The organism is Streptomyces seoulensis, from assembly GCF_004328625.1.
GTDB lineage: Bacteria > Actinomycetota > Actinomycetes > Streptomycetales > Streptomycetaceae > Streptomyces > Streptomyces seoulensis.
In genome coordinates, this window is the sequence record NZ_CP032229.1 from 919,942 (window position 1) to 937,798 (window position 17,857).

At 71.4% G+C, this 17,857-nt stretch carries 18 protein-coding genes; 1 reads left to right on the forward strand and 17 read right to left on the reverse strand.

Annotated features, from left to right (window positions below):
• Together D0Z67_RS04295 and pyrR are read right to left on the reverse strand one after the other, a co-directional pair.
• Complete coding sequence (locus D0Z67_RS04295; protein ID WP_031180176.1) at positions 1 to 993, reverse strand: aspartate carbamoyltransferase catalytic subunit; 993 nt, start codon at positions 991 to 993, stop codon at positions 1 to 3.
• A 91-nt stretch (positions 994 to 1,084) separates the two neighbouring features.
• Entirely contained in the window at positions 1,085 to 1,657 is a 573-nt protein-coding gene (gene pyrR, locus D0Z67_RS04300) for a bifunctional pyr operon transcriptional regulator/uracil phosphoribosyltransferase PyrR (protein WP_031180175.1), read from the reverse strand.
• 252 nt (positions 1,658 to 1,909) lie between these two features.
• Between pyrR and bldD the strand changes: the two genes are divergently transcribed.
• Positions 1,910 to 2,410: a transcriptional regulator BldD gene (gene bldD, locus D0Z67_RS04305; RefSeq protein ID WP_031180174.1), complete on the forward strand. Its 501-nt coding sequence runs from the start codon at positions 1,910 to 1,912 to the stop codon at positions 2,408 to 2,410.
• A gap of 145 nt (positions 2,411 to 2,555) precedes the next feature.
• On the opposite strand, the gene nusB is transcribed toward bldD, so the two are convergent.
• The 15 genes from nusB to D0Z67_RS04380 form a co-directional block, all read right to left on the reverse strand.
• The gene (gene nusB / locus D0Z67_RS04310; protein WP_031180173.1) at positions 2,556 to 2,990 is read right to left on the reverse strand and encodes a transcription antitermination factor NusB; all 435 of its coding nucleotides are present in this window, start codon (positions 2,988 to 2,990) and stop codon (positions 2,556 to 2,558) included.
• Between the two features lie 2 nt (positions 2,991 to 2,992).
• The gene (gene efp, locus D0Z67_RS04315; RefSeq protein WP_030810617.1) at positions 2,993 to 3,559 is read right to left on the reverse strand and encodes an elongation factor P; all 567 of its coding nucleotides are present in this window, start codon (positions 3,557 to 3,559) and stop codon (positions 2,993 to 2,995) included.
• 49 nt (positions 3,560 to 3,608) lie between these two features.
• Complete coding sequence (locus D0Z67_RS04320; protein ID WP_031180172.1) at positions 3,609 to 4,724, reverse strand: aminopeptidase P family protein; 1,116 nt, start codon at positions 4,722 to 4,724, stop codon at positions 3,609 to 3,611.
• A gap of 70 nt (positions 4,725 to 4,794) precedes the next feature.
• Positions 4,795 to 5,667 (reverse strand): Pro-rich N-terminal domain-containing protein, encoded by an 873-nt coding sequence (locus tag D0Z67_RS04325; RefSeq protein WP_078873130.1) that lies wholly within the window; start codon positions 5,665 to 5,667, stop codon positions 4,795 to 4,797.
• Between the two features lie 166 nt (positions 5,668 to 5,833).
• Positions 5,834 to 6,925: a 3-dehydroquinate synthase gene (gene aroB / locus D0Z67_RS04330; RefSeq protein WP_031180170.1), complete on the reverse strand. Its 1,092-nt coding sequence runs from the start codon at positions 6,923 to 6,925 to the stop codon at positions 5,834 to 5,836.
• Positions 6,922 to 7,440: a shikimate kinase gene (locus D0Z67_RS04335; protein WP_031180169.1), complete on the reverse strand. Its 519-nt coding sequence runs from the start codon at positions 7,438 to 7,440 to the stop codon at positions 6,922 to 6,924. Before D0Z67_RS04335 ends, aroB begins: the two co-directional genes overlap by 4 nt.
• Positions 7,437 to 8,621: a chorismate synthase gene (aroC, locus tag D0Z67_RS04340; RefSeq protein ID WP_031180168.1), complete on the reverse strand. Its 1,185-nt coding sequence runs from the start codon at positions 8,619 to 8,621 to the stop codon at positions 7,437 to 7,439. The genes D0Z67_RS04335 and aroC overlap by 4 nt, the downstream gene beginning before the upstream one ends.
• A gap of 176 nt (positions 8,622 to 8,797) precedes the next feature.
• Positions 8,798 to 9,637: a shikimate dehydrogenase gene (locus D0Z67_RS04345; RefSeq protein WP_031180167.1), complete on the reverse strand. Its 840-nt coding sequence runs from the start codon at positions 9,635 to 9,637 to the stop codon at positions 8,798 to 8,800.
• On the reverse strand, positions 9,637 to 11,256 hold the full coding sequence (gene mltG / locus D0Z67_RS04350; protein WP_199812149.1) for an endolytic transglycosylase MltG: 1,620 nt from the start codon (positions 11,254 to 11,256) through the stop codon (positions 9,637 to 9,639). Before mltG ends, D0Z67_RS04345 begins: the two co-directional genes overlap by 1 nt.
• Positions 11,257 to 11,378: 122 nt before the next feature.
• Positions 11,379 to 11,843, reverse strand: coding sequence for a Holliday junction resolvase RuvX (gene ruvX / locus D0Z67_RS04355; RefSeq protein WP_031180165.1), 465 nt, complete (start codon positions 11,841 to 11,843; stop codon positions 11,379 to 11,381).
• 10 nt (positions 11,844 to 11,853) lie between these two features.
• The gene (alaS, locus tag D0Z67_RS04360; protein ID WP_031180164.1) at positions 11,854 to 14,526 is read right to left on the reverse strand and encodes an alanine--tRNA ligase; all 2,673 of its coding nucleotides are present in this window, start codon (positions 14,524 to 14,526) and stop codon (positions 11,854 to 11,856) included.
• Positions 14,526 to 14,873, reverse strand: a complete 348-nt coding sequence (locus D0Z67_RS04365; RefSeq protein WP_030810645.1) for a hypothetical protein — start codon at positions 14,871 to 14,873, stop codon at positions 14,526 to 14,528. The genes alaS and D0Z67_RS04365 overlap by 1 nt, the downstream gene beginning before the upstream one ends.
• An 8-nt stretch (positions 14,874 to 14,881) precedes the next feature.
• Positions 14,882 to 15,325, reverse strand: a complete 444-nt coding sequence (locus D0Z67_RS04370; RefSeq protein WP_031180163.1) for a DUF948 domain-containing protein — start codon at positions 15,323 to 15,325, stop codon at positions 14,882 to 14,884.
• A gap of 181 nt (positions 15,326 to 15,506) precedes the next feature.
• Entirely contained in the window at positions 15,507 to 16,121 is a 615-nt protein-coding gene (gene rpsD / locus D0Z67_RS04375) for a 30S ribosomal protein S4 (protein ID WP_031180162.1), read from the reverse strand.
• 344 nt (positions 16,122 to 16,465) lie between these two features.
• Positions 16,466 to 17,821, reverse strand: coding sequence for a replication-associated recombination protein A (locus D0Z67_RS04380; protein WP_031180161.1), 1,356 nt, complete (start codon positions 17,819 to 17,821; stop codon positions 16,466 to 16,468).
• Between the last annotated feature and the right edge of the window lie 36 nt (positions 17,822 to 17,857).

A 17,857-nucleotide genomic window follows, 5' to 3' on the forward strand; every position in this document is an offset into this window, starting at 1 on the left:
TTACTTCTCCTCGGTACGAAGGTGGGAGGTGGCGGGCTGGGCGCCGGCGGGCTCGTTGCCGCCGAGCAGCAGGTACAGGACGGCCATGCGGATGGAGACGCCGTTGGCGACCTGCTCCACGACCGTGCAGCGGTCGGAGTCGGCGACCTCGGCGGTGATCTCCATGCCCCGGACCATGGGGCCGGGGTGCATCACGATGGCGTGCTCCGGCAGCCTGGCCATCCGGTCGCCGTCGAGGCCGTAGCGGCGGGAGTACTCGCGCTCGGTGGGGAAGAACGCGGCGTTCATCCGCTCGCGCTGGACGCGGAGCATCATCACCGCGTCGGACTTGGGCAGCGTGGAGTCGAGGTCGTAGGAGACCTCGCAGGGCCAGGTCTCCACGCCGACCGGGAGCAGGGTGGGCGGGGCGACCAGGGTGACCTCGGCGCCCAGGGTGTGCAGCAGGTCCACGTTGGAGCGGGCGACCCGGCTGTGCAGGACGTCGCCGACGAGGGTGACGCGCTTGCCGTCGAGGTCCCGGCCGAGCCCGGCGTCGGCGCCGATCAGGCGGCGGCGCATGGTGAAGGCGTCCAGCAGGGCCTGGGTGGGGTGCTGGTGGGTGCCGTCGCCGGCGTTGATGACCGGGGCGTCGATCCAGCCGGAGTTGGCGAGGCGGTAGGGGGCGCCGGAGGCGCTGTGCCGGATGACGACGGCGTCCACGCCCATCGCCTCCAGCGTCTGGACGGTGTCCTTCAGCGACTCGCCCTTGGAGACGCTGGAGCCCTTGGCCGCGAAGTTGATGACATCGGCGGAGAGGCGCTTCTCGGCGGCCTCGAACGAGATCCGGGTGCGGGTCGAGTCCTCGAAGAAGAGGTTGCAGACCGTGCGGCCGCGCAGGGTCGGCAGTTTCTTGATCGGCCGGTCCGCGACCCGGGCCATCTCCTCGGCGGTGTCGAGGATCAGGACGGCGTCGTCGCGGGTGAGGTCGGCGGCCGAGATGAGATGACGCTGCATCTGTCAGGCTCCGTAAGGCAGTTAATACGGGAGGTTTCGGGCGGACCTGGGTGCGCCGGGGCACGCCTGAGCGGCCGGGCACCCGGAAGCGCTACTGGTCGGCAGACTTGGCACCGAGCAGCACGGTGTCCCGTCCGTCCTCCTCGGCGAGCTGGACCTTGACCGTCTCCCGCAGCGACGTGGGGAGGTTCTTGCCGACGTAGTCGGCGCGGATCGGGAGTTCCCGGTGCCCTCGGTCGACGAGGACGGCGAGCTGCACCGCGCGGGGGCGCCCGATGTCGTTCAGGGCGTCGAGGGCGGCGCGGATGGTGCGGCCGGAGAAGAGCACGTCGTCGACGAGGACGACCAGGCGGCCGTCGACACCCTCACCGGGGATCTCGGTGCGGGCGAGGGCGCGCGGGGGGTGCATGCGCAGGTCGTCGCGGTACATCGTGATGTCGAGCGAACCGACGGGGATCTTCCGGCCGGTGACCTGCTCCAGCTTGACGGCGAGCCGCTGGGCGAGGAAGACGCCTCGCGTGGGGATGCCGAGGAGCACCACGTCGTCGGCGCCCTTGGCGCGTTCGACGATCTCGTGGGCGATGCGGGTCAGGACCCGGGCGATGTCCGGGCCTTCGAGCACGGGCCGGGCATCGGAGTTGAGCGGATTGGCGTGCGTGTCCATACGAAACGGACCCCCTTCTCCGCCTCACGGGACGGACTTTAAAGGACGTCGGATTTGCGCCAACCAGCCTAGCAGGTCGCCGGAGGGCCTTGTTCACCCGCTTGGCCCAACGGGCGGCCACTACCACGGAAGAGTCGGTGTGGACCATTCGGCTTGACGCAGGAGAATCACGCTGCGTAACCTCACAGTGAGTTACCAGCCGCGCGGTGGGATCACCTGCCGCCCGCGTCTACACAGTGTCCGGGGAGCTATATGTCCAGCGAATACGCCAAACAGCTCGGGGCCAAGCTCCGGGCCATCCGCACCCAGCAGGGCCTTTCCCTCCACGGTGTCGAGGAGAAGTCCCAGGGGCGCTGGAAGGCCGTGGTGGTCGGTTCCTACGAGCGCGGCGACCGTGCCGTGACCGTGCAGCGCCTGGCCGAGCTGGCCGATTTCTACGGCGTTCCGGTGCAGGAGCTGCTGCCGGGCACCACGCCGGGCGGGGCCGCCGAGCCGCCGCCGAAGCTGGTCCTGGACCTGGAGCGGCTGGCCACCGTGCCGGCCGAGAAGGCGGGCCCCCTCCAGCGGTACGCGGCGACGATCCAGTCCCAGCGCGGCGACTACAACGGCAAGGTGCTGTCGATCCGCCAGGACGACCTGCGCACCCTCGCCGTCATCTACGACCAGTCCCCCTCGGTCCTCACCGAGCAGCTCATCAGCTGGGGCGTCCTGGACGCGGACGCGCGCCGCGCGGTCGCCCACGAGGACAACTAGCCCTCGGGCTCAGCAGCAGAAACGTGCCGCCGGGGTGGCGGGGAGACGATCTCTGCCACCCCGGCGGTTTCCTTGTATGCCCCCGAGAACGCCGGAGGGCCCGCAGCAGGCGTGCTGCGGGCCCTCCGGCGTCTTGTCGTACCGGTTACGCCTCGTCCCGGCGCAGGCCGGGCTTCAGCTCCTTGAAGCGGCCCAGGAGGCCGTTCACGAAGGCCGGCGACTCGTCCGTGGAGAACTCCTTCGCGAGCTGCACCATCTCGTCGAGGACGACCGCGTCCGGGGTCTCGTCCTCCCAGATCAGCTCGTACGCGCCGAGGCGCAGGAGGTTGCGGTCGACGACCGGCATCCGGTCGAGCGTCCAGCCCACCGCGTACTGGGCGATCAGGTCGTCGATACGGCGGGCGCGCTCGGCGTACCCCTCGACGAGCTGCATGGTGTACTCGCTGACGGGCGGCTGCCGGGTGTCGCTCCGGGAGAGCCGGACCCAGTCGGCGAGGACCGTGATGACATCGGTGCCGCGCTGGTCACCCTCGAAGAGGATCTGGAAGGCGCGCTTGCGGGCCGTGTTGCGGGCGGCCACGGTTAGCTGTTCACCCGGCCGAGGTAGTCGCTCGTGCGGGTGTCGACCTTGATCTTCTCGCCCGTGGTGATGAAGAGCGGGACCTGGATCTGGTGGCCGGTCTCCAGGATGGCGGGCTTGGTGCCACCGGTGGAGCGGTCGCCCTGGACGCCCGGCTCGGTCTCCTGGATGACCAGCTCGACGGCGGCCGGCAGCTCCACGAAGAGCACCTCGCCCTCGTGCTGGGCGACGACGGCGGTGAAGCCCTCGATCAGGAAGTTCGCGGCGTCGCCGACGGCCTTCGGGTCGATGTGGAGCTGGTCGTACGTCTCCATGTCCATGAAGACGAAGTACTCGCCGTCCTTGTACGAGTACTGCATGTCGCGCTTGTCGACGGTGGCCGTCTCGACCTTGACACCGGCGTTGAAGGTCTTGTCGACCACCTTGCCGGAGAGGACGTTCTTGAGCTTGGTGCGCACGAAGGCCGGGCCCTTACCGGGCTTGACGTGCTGGAACTCGACGACGGACCAAAGCTGGCCCCCGTCGAGCTTGAGCACCATGCCGTTCTTGAGGTCGTTCGTGGAAGCCACGGTTGCGGAATCTCCTGGACTGACGTACGACCCCGGCGCACGCTCCTGTCTACAGGGCGAGCAGTTCCTTGGTCGTGATGGTGAGTAGCTCGGGTCCGCCGTCCGCCTCGGGGCGGACGACGAGCGTGTCATCGATCCGGACTCCGCCCCGGCCCGGAAGGTGGACCCCCGGCTCGACGGTGACCGGCACGCAAGCGTCAAGTTTACCCATGGCCGCGGGGGCGAGCTGCGGGTCCTCGTCGATTTCGAGCCCGACGCCGTGTCCGGTGGCCGCCTGGAGGGCCGCGCCGTGTCCGGCGGAGTCCAGCACCTGGCGCGCGGCCCGGTCCACGTCACGGCAGGCCGCGCCCGGTACGAGGGCCTCGCGGCCCGCCCGTTGGGCGGCGAAGACCAGGTCGTACAGCTCGACCTGCCAGTCGGCCGGCGAGGTGCCGATGACGAAGGTCCGGCCGATCTCGCACCGGTAACCGCGGTAGGCGGCGCCCAGGCAGACGGAGAGGAAGTCGCCCTCCTCCACCCGCCGGTCGGTGGGGCGGTGGCCCGGACGGCCGGAGTTGGGGCCGGTGGCGACCGAGGTCGGGAAGGCCGGGCCCTCGGCGCCGTGGTCGACCAGCCGCCGCTCCAGCTCCAGCGCGAGGTGCCGCTCGGTGCGGCCGACCAGGATCGACTCCAGCAGCTCGCCGAGGGCCTGGTCGGCGATCTCGGCGCCGATGCGCAGGCAGGAGATCTCCTCCTCGTCCTTGATCAGCCTGAGCTGCTCCACGGCCGTGCCGAGCCCGGCGAGCCGCAGCTTCGGCGCGACGGCGTCCAGGGCGCGGTAGCGGGCCACGGTGAGGTGGTGCTCCTCCACGGCGAGGGCCTCGCTGCCCTGGTTCCCGGCCAGGTCGGCGGCGGCCACGGCCGGGTCGCGTCCGGGCGTGGACAGGATGTGCAGGACCAGGGACTCGTCGGGGCGCCCGTCCGCCGGCCGGTCCTCCGGCGGGACGGGGCACACCAACTGGTCGCGCTGGTCCTGGTCTCTGCCGAGCAGCAGGACGGCGCCCTGGGGCGCGGCGCCCGCCAGGTAGCGCACATTGGCGGGGCGGGAGATGAGCGCTGCCGCGGTACCGGCCGCGTTGCAGCGTTCCCTCAGCCGGGATCGGCGGGTCGCGTACACCTCTGACATGAGACGAGCGTAGAAGTTGTGTCCGGTTTGTGCCGGTCGGCGAGGGCCGAGTGGGGTGCGGGCGGTGTCCCTACCAGTTCGGCGGGCTGGTGATCGCGCGCCCCAGCACCTCGTCCAGCACCCGCGCGGTGCCCGGGACGTCCAACTGGGAGTTGTCGATGATGGGCAGCCCGGAGCCGTACCAGCCGGCCATGCGGCCGTGGATGCGGGCCACCTCCTCGTCGGTGAGGCGGCGGTTGCCCGAGCGCTCGGCGTTGCGCTCCAGGACGATGTCCAGCCCCGGCAGCAGCACCACCGGGAGCAGGCCGGGGCCCACATGGCGCTTCCAGCCGCCGAGCCCCACCACCGGGCGGTCGGGGAAGACGGCGTCGTCGAGGATGCAGGAGATCCCGTTGGCCAGGAAGTTGCGGGCGGCGAAGCCGCAGGTGCGGCGGGCCAGGCGGTACTGGGCCTCGGAGTGGTCGTTCCACCCGGTCTGCGGGTCGGCGAAGCCGGAGCGGACCCACTCGCGGACGTCGTCGAGGCTGATGTGGGCGGTGGGCACCCGGCGGTGGTCGGCCCAGTACTTGGCCACGCTGGTCTTGCCCGCGCCCGCCGGGCCGATCAGCAGCACGGCGAGCGTGGTGGCCGAGGGGTCGGGCGCGGTCAGGTGGGGCGGCGCGGCGGGCACGCCCACGGGACCGCCGGGCGGCAGCCTCACATGCCCGGAGGCGTCGGGCGCGGGCGGCGGGGCCACCGGGTGCTGCGGAGCGGGCTGGTGGGGAGCGGGCTGCTGCGGGACCGGGACCTGCGCGGGCGGAGCCGGCGGCGCGGGCGGTACGGGTCCCGAGAAGCCGGGCGGTGGCACGCCGGGCCCCTGTGGCGCCCCCGCGGCCCAGGTGGTGTGCGGCCCGTGCCCCGGCTGGTGGGGCGGCGGCAGCGGAGATCCCACTGCGTGCTGCATCCGTTGCCACTCCATCTCGTACACGCACTCGGCGCCGGAAGGCGGGTACGGAGCCCGCACCCTACCGAACGGTACCGCCCCCGGCCGTCATTCGGTGAAACGGCCGGGGGCGGTGCGAAGTGCCCGCCCCGGGTGGGGAATCGGGGCACACCGGGCGGTACGGGACCTACTGGCCGACCTCGCCGTAGGCGGCGAGGAGCACGGCCGGGTCGGGGCCCTCCAGCACGGTCGGCCGGGCGAGGCCGTCCAGCACGATGAAGCGGAGCAGGTCGCCACGGGACTTCTTGTCGACCTTCATCGCCTCCACCAGCTTGGGCCACTGGTCGTAGCGGTAGTGCAGGGGCAGGCCCACGGACTCCAGGACCGCGCGGTGCCGGTCGGCGGTCGCGTCGTCCAGCCGGCCCGCCAGACGGCCGAGTTCGGCGGCGAAGTGCATGCCGACGGCGACGGCCGCGCCGTGCCGCCACTTGTACCGCTCGTTCTTCTCGATGGCGTGGCCGAGCGTGTGGCCGTAGTTGAGGATCTCCCGGCGGCCGTTCTCCTTCAGGTCGGAGGAGACCACGTCGGCCTTGACCCGGATCGAGCGCTCGATTAGCTCGGAGGTGTGCGGTCCGGCCGGGGTGCGAGCGGCCTGGGGGTCGGACTCGATTCTGTCCAGGATCACCGGGTCGGCGATGAAGCCGGCCTTGATGACCTCCGCGAGCCCCGAGACGTAGTCGTGCACCGGGAGGGAGTCCAGGGCGGCCAGGTCGCACAGGACGCCGGCCGGGGGGTGGAAGGCGCCGACGAGGTTCTTGCCCTCGGCGGTGTTGATGCCGGTCTTGCCGCCGACGGCCGCGTCCACCATGGCCAGCACGGTGGTGGGGACGGCGATCCAGCGCACCCCGCGCAGCCAGGTGGCCGCGACGAACCCGGCGAGGTCGGTGGTGGCGCCGCCGCCGACGCCCACGACCACGTCGGTGCGGGTGAAGCCGGACTGGCCGAGCGCCTTCCAGCAGTAGGCGGCGACCTCGGCGGTCTTCGCCTCCTCGGCGTTGGGCACCTGGATGGCGACCGCCTCGTACCCCTGCTCCGCCAGGTCGGCGCGGAGCGCGTCGCCGGTGTCGGCGAGCGCCTCGGGGTGGATGACGGCGACCCGCTTGGCCCTCGGGCCGATCAGTCCGGCCAGCTCGCCCAGCAACTGGCGGCCGACCAGGACCTCGTAGGGGTCGGTGCCCGCGGTCCCGGCGATCTGGATGCGGGTGACTGCCTCGCTCATGCTTCCTTCAACTCCAGTGCGTCCAGGACGGCTCGGGCGACGTCCTCCGGACCGCGTCCGTCGGTCGGCACGACGGCGGTGGCGACCTCTTCGTACAGATGGCGGCGGGCCTCCATCAGCGCGCGCCACTGCTGGCGCGGGTTGACGGCGAGCAGCGGACGGGCGGCGTTCAGCCCGGTGCGGCGCACGGCCTCCTCGACGTCCATCGAGAGGTAGACCACCCGCTGCGCCGTCAGCAGCGCCCGGGTGTCCGCGTCCAGGACGGCGCCGCCGCCCAGCGCGAGGACACCCGCGTGCCCGGCGACCGCCTCGGCCACCGCGCGCTTCTCCAGGGCGCGGAAGGCGTCCTCGCCGTCGTCCACGAAGATCTCGGCGATGGTGCGGCCCTGGGCGGCCACGATGTCGTCGTCGGTGTCCCGGAACGCGGCGCCCAGCCGGCCGGCCAGCAGCCGTCCGACGGTGGACTTGCCCACGCCCATCGGTCCCACCAGGACGACCACGGGCACGGCGCTCATCCGATGGCCAGGTTGTCGAGGTAGGAGCGGACGTTGCGCCGGGTCTCGGCCACGCTGTCGCCGCCGAACTTCTCCGCGACCGCGTCCGCGAGGACCAGGGCCACCATCGCCTCGGCCACGATGCCGGCGGCCGGGACCGCGCACACGTCGGAGCGCTGGTGGTGGGCCTGCGCGGCCTCGCCGGTGGCCACGTCGACCGTGGCCAGCGCGCGCGGCACGGTGGCGATCGGCTTCATCGCCGCCCGCACCCGCAGCAGCTCACCGGTGGTCAGACCGCCCTCGGTGCCGCCGGAACGGCCGGTGGCGCGCTTGATGCCCTCGGGGGTGGTGAGGATCTCGTCGTGCGCCTTGGAGCCGGGCACGCGGGCCAGGTCGAAGCCGTCGCCGACCTCGACGCCCTTGATCGCCTGGATGCCCATCAGGGCGGCCGCGAGCCGGGCGTCCAGCCTGCGGTCCCAGTGCACGTGCGAGCCGAGGCCGACCGGGACGCCGTAGGCCAGCACCTCGACCACACCACCGAGGGTGTCGCCGTCCTTGTGGGCCTGGTCGATCTCCGCGACCATCGCCTTGGAGGCGTCCGTGTCCAGGCAGCGCACCGGGTCCTCATCCAGCCGCTCGACATCGGCCGGGGTCGGGTACACGCCGTACGGCGCCTTCGCGGCGGCCAGTTCCACGACGTGGCTGACGATCTCGATCCCGGCGGTCTCCTTCAGGTACGACCGCGCCACCGCGCCGAGCGCGACCCGCGCCGCCGTCTCCCGCGCGGAGGCCCGCTCCAGGATCGGCCGGGCCTCGTCGAAGCCGTACTTCTGCATGCCGGCGAGGTCCGCGTGACCGGGGCGCGGGCGGGTCAGCTTGGCATTGCGCGCCAAGCCGGCCAGCACCTCCTCGTCCACCGGGTCGGCCGCCATGACCTGCTCCCACTTCGGCCACTCGGTGTTGCCCACCATGACCGCCACCGGGGAGCCCAGGGTGAGCCCGTGCCGCACACCGCCGAGGAACGTGACCTCGTCACGCTCGAACTTCATCCGCGCGCCGCGCCCATAGCCGAGCCGCCGCCGCGCCAGATGATCCGCCACCATCTCCGTGGTGATCGGCACGCCGGCGGGAAGTCCCTCCAGCGTCGCGACGAGTGCGGGACCGTGGGACTCCCCCGCGGTCAGCCAACGCAGCCTGCTCAACGTTGCTCCTCAGATTTCGCGCCCGGTACTGCCCCGCTTACGCGTGTCCGCGCGTACGGCGGCGGCCCGACCGGGTGCGCGATCCCGGCCCGCCACCTCCGATCCTCCCACGCCGGGCCCGGTATCCGGGCCTCGGTCCGGATTTCGGGACCCCGGCACGGGGCGGACGCGGCGGGTCAGCGGGCGGCGAGGGCGCGTTCGCCCGCCCGGCGCATGGCCTCCAGCGGGGCGGGGGTGCGGCCGGTCATCCGTTCCACCTGGAGCACGGCCTGGTGGACCAGCAGGTCCAGGCCGCCGACCACGGCACCGCCGAACATCGACCAGCGGGCCGCCAGCTCGGTGGGCCAGGGGTCGTAGAGCACGTCGAAGAGGGTCGCCGGGCGCTCGGGTACGGAGCCGGCGAGGGCGTCGGCGGTGCCTGCGGGGGTGGTGGCGATCACCAGAGGGGCGCGCAGGGCCTCGGCCGCGTCCGCCCAGTCGGCGGTGCGGACGTCCACGTCGAGGCGCTCGCCCCACTCCCGCATCTCCGCGGCGCGGGCGGCGCTGCGGACGTACACCACGACCTCACCGGGGCAGATCCGGGCGAGGGCGGCGAGCGCGGAGGAGGCGGTGGCGCCGGCGCCGAGGATGGCGGCGGACTCCACCTCCTCGATGCCGTGCTCGCGCAGGGCGGCGACCATGCCGGGGATGTCGGTGTTGTCCCCGACCTTGCGGCCGTCCTCCGTGAACACCACGGTGTTCACCGCGTCCACGGAGGCCGCCGTCTCACTGACCTCGTCCAGCAACGGCATCACCGCCCGCTTGAGCGGCATCGTCAACGACAACCCGGCCCACTCGGGCCCGATCCCCGCGAGAAACCCGTCCAGCCCGGCCTCATCGACCTCGAACCGGTCGTACGACCAGCCGTCGAGGCCGAGTTCGGCGTAGGCCGCCCGGTGCAGCACCGGGGAGAGCGAGTGGGCGATGGGTTTGCCCAGCACGGCGGCCCGGCGGCCGCCGGTGGCTCCTGACGTCATCAGTTGCCCGCCTGCTTCCGGGCCTCCTGGTACTTCTCCACGTTCCGGTTGTGCTCCTCGTTGGTGACGGCGAACACCGTCTCGTTCTCGTTGATCGAGACGAAGTAGTACCAGGGACCGGGGGTGGGCTTCAGCGCGGACTCGATGGCCTCGCTGCCGGGGTTGCTGATGGGGCCCGGCGGGAGTCCCTTGATGTCGTAGGTGTTGTACGGGTCGGCGATCTTCCGCAGATCGGCGACCGAACCGACGTCGAGGGTGCTCTGGCCCTTCAGGTAGTTGACCGTGGAGTCGAACTCCAGCCGGCCCGCCGTCTCGACGTTGTCCGGCTTGAGGCGGTTGTAGACGACGCGGGCGACCTTGCCGAAGTCGTGCTTGTACTTGCCCTCGACCTGCACGAGGCTCGCCACCGTGAGCACCTGGAGCGGGCTGCTCAGACCCAGGTCCTGCGCCTTGCCCGCGAGGTCGTACTGCTTGTACTGCTCGTTGGAGCGCTCGACCATGCTCTTCAGGACGTCCTCGGGCTTCATGCCCTTGGCCACCGCGTAGCTGGACGGGTAGAGGAAGCCCTCGAGCGGGTCCTTGATCTGCTTGTTGCTGTTCGCCCAGGAGGGCAGCCCGAGGTCCTTCCAGTCCTTCTTGGCGACCTTCGCCGTCGTGCCCTTGGCGAGCTTCAGGCGGGTGTCGATCGCCTCGTACACCCAGATGTTGCGCTTCCCCTCGGGGATGACGAGGTTGTCACGGCTCTTCGGGCTGAGCATCAGATCCACCGCGCTGGCGGCGGACATGTGCTTCTGGAGGGTGTAGATGCCGTCCTGGAGGGCCTTCGCCTTCGGGTTCGCCGCCTGGGCGGAGACGAAGGCGTCGACGCTCTGGACGACGCCCGCCTCCTTGAGCTTGCGGCCGATGTCATAGCCGCCGGCGCCCTTGGGGATGTCGACCGTCACCGTCTCGCCATTGCCGCTGCCCGCATAGTCCGGGGCCGGGGCGAAACGATTTTTGTAGAACTGGTAGCCGAAGTAGGCGACGCCGCCGAGGCCGCCGCCGAAGACGAGGACGACGACCATCAGGGCGCAGCCGGTGCGGCCCTTCTTGCTCTTGACGGGCTTGCGGCCCTTGCCGCGCCGCTCGGAGCGCTCCGGCGGGACCTCGTCGTCCTCCGGAGGCAGCAGCGGGGGCTCGTCGTCGCCCTGGGGGTCCCGGTGGCCGGGGGGCTGGGGCGGCGGGTAGGCGTCCTCGGTGCCGTAGAGGTCGGGCTGCTCGGCGCCGTAGGCGGCGGGGTGCTGCCCGTAGGGGTCGCCCGGATCGGCCGCGTAGGGCACATGGCCGTGCGTGCCCGTGGCGTCCCAGCCGCCCTGGTGCGGCTGGGGATGCGGGTGCTGACCGGTCTGCTGGGGATCGAAGTGCTGCTGGCCCTGGCCGTCGTACTGCGGGTACTGCTGACCCCCGTAGTGCGGCTGCTGGTCCTGGGACCAGCCGTCGTACTGCGGGTGCTGCGGCTGGCCGCCGTAGGGGTACTGCTGACCCGCGTGGGCCTGCTGCGCTCCCCACCCGGCGTCCCCGTACAGCGGGTCCTCCGGATGCCACGGTTCGGTGCCTGGGCCCCGGCCATACTCAGTCATCGATCCCCTAGAGCCGGGAGGCCGACGGTCGCCCGGCTCCAGGACCGGCTTCCGTTCCGCCTCTTGCTGTGCGGCGGCTGTTCGAACACCGCCGCATCGCGCGGAACGTTACCGCACCGCGATCAGATGACCACTTCGACGCCCTCACCGGGTGGTGCACCTGACACCCGTTCGGATTCCAGCGCCTGCTGGAGAATGATCACCGCGGCCGCCTGGTCGATCACGGAGCGGCCCTTTTTGGACTTCACGCCCGAGGCGCGCAGTCCCTGACTGGCCGTCACCGTGGTCATCCGCTCGTCCACCAGCCTGACCGGCACCGGCTTGATGCCCCGCGCCAGCTCCTGGGTGAACGCGCGCACCTTGACCGCCGCCGGGCCCTCGCCCCCCTTGAGGGAGCGAGGGAGCCCGACGACGACCTCGATCGGCTCGTACTCCTCGACCAGCTGCCGCAGCCTGCGGTGCGCGGCCGGGACGTCCCGGCCGGGCACCGTCTCCACCGGGGTGGCGAGGATCCCGTCGGGGTCGCACGAGGCGACCCCGATCCGGGCGTCCCCGACGTCGATCGCGAGCCGGCGTCCTCTGCGCATGACGGGCGGCCTACTTCGCGGTGTCGGCGACGAGGCGCTCGACGGCGTCGACGGCGTCGACGACGGCGGCCGGGTTCTGGCCGCCGCCCTGGGCCACGTCCGGCTTGCCGCCACCGCCGCCACCGAGGGTCTTGGCGGCGGTACGGACCAGCTCACCGGCCTTGAGGCCGCGCTCGCGGGCCGCGTCGTTGGTGGCGATCACGGTGAGCGGCTTGCCGTTGTTCACCGTGAACAGGGCGACCACGGCGGCCCGGCCGCCCTGGATGCGCCCGCGCACGTCCAGCACCAGCCGGCGCAGGTCGTCCGGGGTGGTGCCGTCCGGGACCTGGCCGGCGACCAGGGCGACACCGCGCACGTCCTTGGCGGACTCGGCGAGCCCGGCGGCGGCCTGGAGCACCTTCTCGGCGCGGAACTTCTCGATCTCCTTCTCGGCGTCCTTCAGCTTGCCGAGCATCGCGGAGACCTTCTCCGGCAGCTCCTCGGAGCGTCCCTTGATCAGCTCGCTGAGCTGGTTGACGACCGTGTGCTCCCGGGCGAGGAAGTTGTAGGCGTCCATGCCGACCAGCGCCTCGATCCGGCGTACGCCGGAGCCGATGGAGGACTCGCCGAGCAGCTTCACCAGGCCCAGCTGGGCGGTGTTGTGCACGTGGGTGCCGCCGCACAGCTCCTTGGAGAAGTCGCCGATGGTGACCACGCGGACCCGCTCGCCGTACTTCTCGCCGAACTCGGCGATGGCGCCCTGCTTCTTGGCGTCGTCGATGCCCATGACCTCGGCGTGCACGTCCAGGTCGCGGGAGAGCACCTCGTTGATCTTCTGCTCGACGTCGGTCATCACGGCCGTCGGGACGGCGGCCGGGGAGCCGAAGTCGAAGCGGAAGCGGCCGGGCTGGTTCTCCGAACCGGCCTGGGCGGCAGTCGGGCCGAGGGCGTCGCGCAGCGCCTGGTGGGTCAGGTGGGTGGCCGAGTGGGCGCGGGCGATGGCCTTGCGGCGGCGGGCGTCGATGGACGCCTGGGCCTTGGCCCCGACCGTGACCTCGCCGACCTGGACGACGCCCTTGTGGACGTAGACGCCCGGCACCGGCTTCTGGGTGTCGCGGATCTCGATGACGGCACCGGTGTCGACCTTGATGCGGCCGGTGTCACCGATCTGGCCGCCGCCCTCGGCGTAGAACGGGGTGCGGTCGAGCACGATCTCGACCTCGTCGCCCTCGGTGGCGGCCGGCGAGGAGACGCCGTCGACGAGGATGCCGACGATCGTGGTCTCGCTCTCGGTGTCGCTGTAGCCGATGAAGTCGGTGGCGCCGGAGGCGTCCGCGATCTCCCGGTAGGCGCCGAGGTCGGCGTGGCCGGTCTTCTTGGCGCGGGCGTCGGCCTTGGCGCGCTCCCGCTGCTCCGTCATCAGGCGGCGGAAGCCGGTCTCGTCCACGGAGAGGCCCTGCTCGGCGGCCATCTCCAGGGTGAGGTCGATCGGGAAGCCCCAGGTGTCGTGGAGCAGGAACGCCTTGTCGCCGGAGAGCATGCTTCCGCCGGACTGCTTGGTCTCGGTGACGGCGGTGTCGAGGATGTTGGTGCCGGCCTTGAGCGTCTTGAGGAAGGCGTTCTCCTCGGCGACGGCGACCTTCTCGATGCGCTCGCGGTCGGTGATCAGCTCGGGGTACTGCTGCCCCATCATGGCGATCACGACGTCGATCAGCGGCTTGACGACCGGGCCCTCGGCGCCCAGCAGGCGCATGTTGCGGATGGCGCGGCGCATGATGCGGCGCAGCACGTAGCCGCGGCCCTCGTTGCCGGGGGTGACGCCATCGCCGATCAGCATGACGGCGGTGCGCATGTGGTCGGTGACCACGCGCAGCGAGACGTCGGAGGCCTGGGCGTCGCCGTAGGCGACACCGGTCAGCTCGGTGGCCTTCTCGATGACGGCCATCGAGGTGTCGATCTCGTACATGTTCTGCACGCCCTGCAGAATCATGGCGAGGCGCTCCAGGCCGAGGCCCGTGTCGATGTTCTGGCTCGGCAGGTCCCCAAGGATCTCGAAGTCGTCCTTGCCGATGCCCTCGCCCCGCTCGTACTGCATGAAGACGAGGTTCCAGATCTCGACGTACCGCTCGTCGTTGACGGCGGGGCCGCCCTCGACGCCGAACTCGGGGCCGCGGTCGTAGTTGATCTCGGAGCAGGGGCCGCAGGGGCCGGGGACGCCCATGGACCAGTAGTTGTCCTTCATGCCCAGGCGCTGGATGCGCTCCTTGGGCACGCCCACGACGTCGTGCCAGATGCGCTCGGCCTCGTCGTCGTCCTTGTAGACGGTGATCCACAGACGCTCGGGGTCGAGGCCGTAACCGCCCTTGTCCTGGGGGCTGGTGAGCAGCTCCCAGGCGAACTTGATGGCGCCTTCCTTGAAGTAGTCGCCGAAGGAGAAGTTGCCGCACATCTGGAAGAACGTGCCGTGGCGGGTGGTCTTGCCGACCTCTTCGATGTCGGGCGTGCGCACGCACTTCTGCACGCTGGTGGCGCGCTGGAAGGGCGGCTTGACCTCACCCAGGAAGTAGGGCTTGAAGGGCACCATGCCGGCGGGGACGAGGAGCAGAGTCGGGTCGTCCGCGATGAGCGACGCCGAAGGGACGACGGTGTGCCCGCGCTCCTCGAAGAAGCTCAGCCAGCGGCGGCGAATCTCGGCCGACTCCATCAGTGGTCCTCATTCCGGTTGTACGAGTACGTCGTGTTCTCGATGTACTTCACTGTGCTGCTGTTGTTCTCGATGGCGGTGATCCGCCGGGGCTCCGGCAGGGCGGGGCTCTCGTGGATGCCGAGCGCCTCCTCCAGCTCCGCCTCGCGCTGGACCATGTTGTCGCGGACGTCGAGTGCGAAGCCGACCGCCGCGTCCTTGAGCCGGTGCCCGGTCTCCAGTGCCTTGTTGGCCGCGGTGACGGCGAGGCTCTCGGGGGTGAGCTGCTTCAGCTTGCGGTTGACCTTGGTGGTGGCCCACACACCGGCTGCGACGCCGGTGCCGAACCAGAACGTACGGCGGAACATCGCGGTCCTCAGTCCTTCTTTCGCTTGCCCCGCCGTGCGGCCGGGACCGTCCGGCCCACGATCACCGTACGGCGCGGCGTCTTCGCGGGCTTGGCCTCGTCGCGGCCGCCGAGCGCGCGGCGGACGCCGTAGCCGAAGGCGGCGACCTTGACCAGGGGGCCGCCGAAGGTGGAGGCGACGGTGGAGGAGAGCGCGGAGGCGTTCGACGTCACCTCCTGCACGTCGGAGGCGATGGCGTCGACGCGCTCGATCTGGGTCTGCGCCGAGCGCACCGCCGTGGACGCGTCCGCCAGCAGCGGGACGGCCTGATCGGTCACGTCCGCCACGAGCTTGGTGGTCGCCTTGAGCGTCTGGGCCAGCCTCGCCAGCGCTACGGCGAGGAAGGAGACCAGGATCGCCCAGAAGACGGCCACCAGGATCCCGGCAACCTCTCCACCGGACACTGTGCGCACCAGCTCCCTGAAACGTGCTTGAGCATCGATAAAGTCGTGCACCGAGCCTATCGCGCCACCGGCGGGGCTCCGTACCGGATTACCGGGCGCCGGCGGGGAGGCCGGGAACGCGCGAGCCCGCCGTCCCGCCCGCCGGAAGGGCGGGGGGACGGCGGGCCGTGGTGCTGCGCCGGGGCTGGGATCAGCGGGCGTAGTACTCGACGACGAGCTGCTCGTCGCAGATCACCGGGATCTCCTTGCGGTTCGGCTCGCGGTCCAGGCGGAACGCCAGGGCCTTGAGGTTCACCTGGAGGTAACGCGGGGTCTCACCGTCGGCGGCGAAGCCACCCTCGCGCGAGACCTGGAAGAGCGTCTTGTCCTTGGAGCGGTCGCGGACCTGCACGACGTCGTCCGGACGGACACGGAAGGACGGCTTGTCGACCTTCTGGCCGTTGACCTGGATGTGGCCGTGGACGACCATCTGGCGGGCCTGGTAGATCGTGCGGGCGATGCCCGAACGCAGGACCAGCGCGTCGAGGCGGCGCTCGAGCTCGATGATCAGGGCCTCACCGGTCTTGCCCTGGACCTTGGAGGCACGCTCGTAGGCGCGGACGAGCTGACGCTCGGACACGTCGTACTGCGCGCGCAGACGCTGCTTCTCGAGCAGACGGACCTTGTAGTCCGAGTTCTGCTTGCGGCCGCGGCCGTGCTCGCCCGGCGGGTAGGGGCGGGCCTCGAAGTACTTGACGGCCTTCGGGGTCAGCGCGATGCCGAGGGCACGCGACTTCTTGACCTTGGGGCGGGACTGGTTCGCCATGGAACCGACACCTCGTGTTTCTTATGCGAATACGGCTTCACCAGGGTTAGGGGAGGTCGCATCCGCAGCCGGGGAGACCCTGCCTGTCCTTGGCGGACGGGCCGGGCAGCCGTTCCCCGAACTGGGCACATACGTGCAGCACGCGAGTGGCCCACCGACCGGTTCCGGCGCTCGGCCGGAGGGTGGTGGGCTGCCCGCGACACCTTCGACGGTGCGCGACGCTCCTGGAGAACCCTGCCCCGGGGGGCGGACTCTCCGGCTGGATGTCCCGCTCTGGTGAGCCGTTCCCCTTTGTCGGGGGCCCGGACACGGGACTCAGCACTTCGAGGCAGTCTACAGGGCGCTCAGGACCGCTTTCGACCCAGGTGCTTCCTGGTCCATTCCACCGCGTCCGCGTACCGCGCCTCGGCGCCGTGCCGGGTCGGGGTGTAGTACTCGCGGTCCTTCAGGGCGTCCGGGGCGTACTGCTGGGCGGCGATGCCGTCGGCCTGGTTGTGGGGGTAGACGTAGCCCTTGGCATGGCCCAGCTTCTTGGCGCCCTGGTAGTGCCCGTCCCGCAGGTGGGCCGGGACCGGGCCCGCGAGGCCCTTGCGCACGTCGGCCATGGCCTCGCCGATCGCGGTGGTCGCGGAGTTGGACTTGGGGGCCAGCGCGAGCGCGATGGTGGCGTGGCTGAGGGTGAGGGACGCCTCGGGGAAGCCGATCATGGCGACGGCCTGCGCTGCCGCGACGGCTATGGGCAGCGCGTTGGGGTCGGCGACGCCGATGTCCTCGCTGGCGGAGATCATCAGGCGGCGGGCGATGAAGCGGGGGTCCTCGCCGGCCTCGATCATCCGGGCCAGGTAGTGCAGGGCGGCGTCCACGTCGGACCCCCGGATGGACTTGATCAGGGCGCTGGCCACGTCGTAGTGCTGGTCGCCGTCGCGGTCGTACTTCACCGCCGCGCGGTCGACCGTCTCCTCCAGCGTGGTCAGGGCGATCTCGCCGTCGCCCTTGTCGAGGGAGGCGCCGGCGGCGGCCTCCAGGACGGTGAGGGCGCGGCGGGCGTCGCCGCCGGCCACCCGCAGGATGTGCTCCTCGGACTCCTCGGGGAGGGTGAGCGTCCCGCCGAGGCCACGCTCGTCGGCGAGGGCGCGGCGCACGAGGTCGCGTACGTCGTCGTCGGTGAGGGGTTCGAGGGTGAGGAGCAGGGAGCGGGAGAGCAGCGGGGAGATGACCGAGAAGTACGGGTTCTCGGTGGTGGCCGCGATCAGGGTGACCCAGCGGTTCTCCACGGCCGGGAGCAGGGAGTCCTGCTGGGCCTTGCTGAAGCGGTGGATCTCGTCGAGGAAGAGGACGGTCTCCTTGCCGAAGCCGCCGGTGGCGCGGCGGGCGCCGTCGATGACCGCGCGGACCTCCTTGACGCCGGCGCTGATGGCGCTCAGCTCCACGAAGCGCTGGTCGGTGGCGCGGGAGACGACATGGGCGAGGGTGGTCTTGCCGGTGCCGGGCGGGCCCCAGAGGATCACCGAGGAGGGCCCGGCGGGACCCCTCCCGCCCTCGCCGACCAGTCTGCGCAGCGGTGAGCCGGGCTTGAGCAGATGGCGCTGGCCCACCACCTCGTCGAGGGTGCGCGGGCGCATGCGTGCCGCCAGGGGGCTGCCCGCGGGCTCCTTCTCCTGGCGTTCTTCGGCTGCGGCGGTGAACAGGTCGGCTTCCACGCTGAAAACCCTAAATCACCCCACTGACAAGGGCCC

Coding starts and splice junctions, on each gene's coding strand:
- mltG (WP_199812149.1), bottom strand. CDS start 11,256: ATGACTGAGTATGGCCGGGGCCCAGGCACCGAACCGTGGCATCCGGAG.
- alaS (WP_031180164.1), bottom strand. CDS start 14,526: ATGGAGTCGGCCGAGATTCGCCGCCGCTGGCTGAGCTTCTTCGAGGAG.
- ruvX (WP_031180165.1), bottom strand. CDS start 11,843: ATGCGCAGAGGACGCCGGCTCGCGATCGACGTCGGGGACGCCCGGATC.
- D0Z67_RS04295 (WP_031180176.1), bottom strand. CDS start 993: ATGCAGCGTCATCTCATCTCGGCCGCCGACCTCACCCGCGACGACGCC.
- D0Z67_RS04335 (WP_031180169.1), bottom strand. CDS start 7,440: ATGAGCGCCGTGCCCGTGGTCGTCCTGGTGGGACCGATGGGCGTGGGC.
- D0Z67_RS04365 (WP_030810645.1), bottom strand. CDS start 14,873: ATGTTCCGCCGTACGTTCTGGTTCGGCACCGGCGTCGCAGCCGGTGTG.
- D0Z67_RS04325 (WP_078873130.1), bottom strand. CDS start 5,667: ATGCAGCACGCAGTGGGATCTCCGCTGCCGCCGCCCCACCAGCCGGGG.
- aroB (WP_031180170.1), bottom strand. CDS start 6,925: ATGAGCGAGGCAGTCACCCGCATCCAGATCGCCGGGACCGCGGGCACC.
- D0Z67_RS04345 (WP_031180167.1), bottom strand. CDS start 9,637: ATGACGTCAGGAGCCACCGGCGGCCGCCGGGCCGCCGTGCTGGGCAAA.
- rpsD (WP_031180162.1), bottom strand. CDS start 16,121: ATGGCGAACCAGTCCCGCCCCAAGGTCAAGAAGTCGCGTGCCCTCGGC.
- pyrR (WP_031180175.1), bottom strand. CDS start 1,657: ATGGACACGCACGCCAATCCGCTCAACTCCGATGCCCGGCCCGTGCTC.
- D0Z67_RS04320 (WP_031180172.1), bottom strand. CDS start 4,724: ATGTCAGAGGTGTACGCGACCCGCCGATCCCGGCTGAGGGAACGCTGC.
- bldD (WP_031180174.1), top strand. CDS start 1,910: ATGTCCAGCGAATACGCCAAACAGCTCGGGGCCAAGCTCCGGGCCATC.